1 protein-coding gene and 1 pseudogene are annotated in these 1,331 nt (G+C 56.6%); both read left to right on the top strand.

Going from position 1 to position 1,331, the window contains the following annotated elements; all coding sequences use genetic code 11:
* Positions 1–79 precede the first annotated feature (79 nt).
* Entirely contained in the window at positions 80–814 is a 735-nt protein-coding gene (locus ACXJ5O_RS27120; protein ID WP_457302618.1) for a class II aldolase/adducin family protein, read from the top strand.
* Positions 815–816: 2 nt separating this feature from the next.
* A pseudogene (locus ACXJ5O_RS27115) lies at positions 817–1,331 on the top strand (hypothetical protein); the annotation flags it as partial.

Here is a 1,331-nt window from a genome sequence, read left to right as displayed (position 1 = left end):
CGTTTGTGCCATAAGGCGGTTGACACTCGCGCGCACCTAAAATACCTGTATACAGGGATTCACGTATTATGAGGTTTAGATGCCGGACTTGTTCTCATCAGAAGAATTGGCGACCCGCGAAGATTTGGCCGCTGCATATCGTCTCGTCGCGCATTTTGGAATGGATGATCTAATCCATACCCACATCTCGGCACGGCTTCCCAATGAGCCCGACAAACTTCTAATTAACCGTTATGGTGATCTTTTCAGAGAGGTTGCACCAGAAACCCTGGCCGTTATCGATCACCATGGCAATCAGGTGCGTGGGCAGCAAGTTCCGATCAACTCGGCCGGCATCATCATCCACACGGCAGTCCACACTGCCCGGCCGGATGCGATGTGTGTGATGCATACCCATACGGCAGCCGGCGTTGCGGTTAGCTGCCTTGAGGAGGGACTGCTGCCACTCAACCAAACTGCACTGCTGTTCTACGGCAATGTCGGCTATCACGAATTCGAAGGCATAGCGCTTGATCCGGGCGAACAGGAACGACTGGTGGCCGATCTCGGTAAAAACCAGTCAATGATTCTGCGAAACCATGGACTTCTCACCGTCGGTCGTTCTGTCGGTGAAGCCTTCTCGCTCATGTACAATTTGGAGATGGCATGCCGCATGCAATTGGCCGCCCAAGCAACCGGACGCCCACTGCGCCTCCCCTCTCGCGGAGTTTGCGAGCGAACTGCCGCACAATATGCCGCAGATCCGGACGGTGCAGCCGGGTTAGAGTGGATCGCTCTCAGACGCCTGGCCGGTCTTGCTTTTAACGGTGCCTGACGATGCGCGTCGTCCTGACAGACCGGCTTAGCCAGACACGCGCCTTTGAACAGCATCTGAAGGCAGCAGCGCCAGGGGCAGAGTTTCGTCATTGGCCCCTTGCTGATCCGTCGTGGGACTACGATTTGCTCGTCAGCTGGATATTGCCTGACGACTTGGTAGCTTTGCCACCAAGTCTGAAGGCCATATTCTGTTTCGGCGCTGGCGCCGATCAGCTTTTGGCCGACCCGCGTGTCCCTGTCGATATGCCGATCGCCCGGCTGCAGGATGAGGGCCAAGCCGAGCAGATGTTGAGTTATGTTCTACACGTCGCGTTCGCCTATCTCCAGAACGACAGTGCTTATCGCATTGCGCAACGCGAAGGAACTTGGCTGGCATTGCCGAGCGAAGCGAAGAGGCGCGATGAGCTGCGCATCACCGTCCTTGGGCTTGGGCCTATAGGTCAGCGGGTTGCGTATGGCCTGGCGGAGGCGAATTTCAAGACAGCCGCATGGTCACGCTCGACGCGCATTATTCC

This window comes from Phyllobacterium sp. P5_D12, from assembly GCF_054049495.1.
Note: the sequence above shows the minus strand (reverse complement) of the source record. Positions and strands in the feature narration are given on the sequence as shown.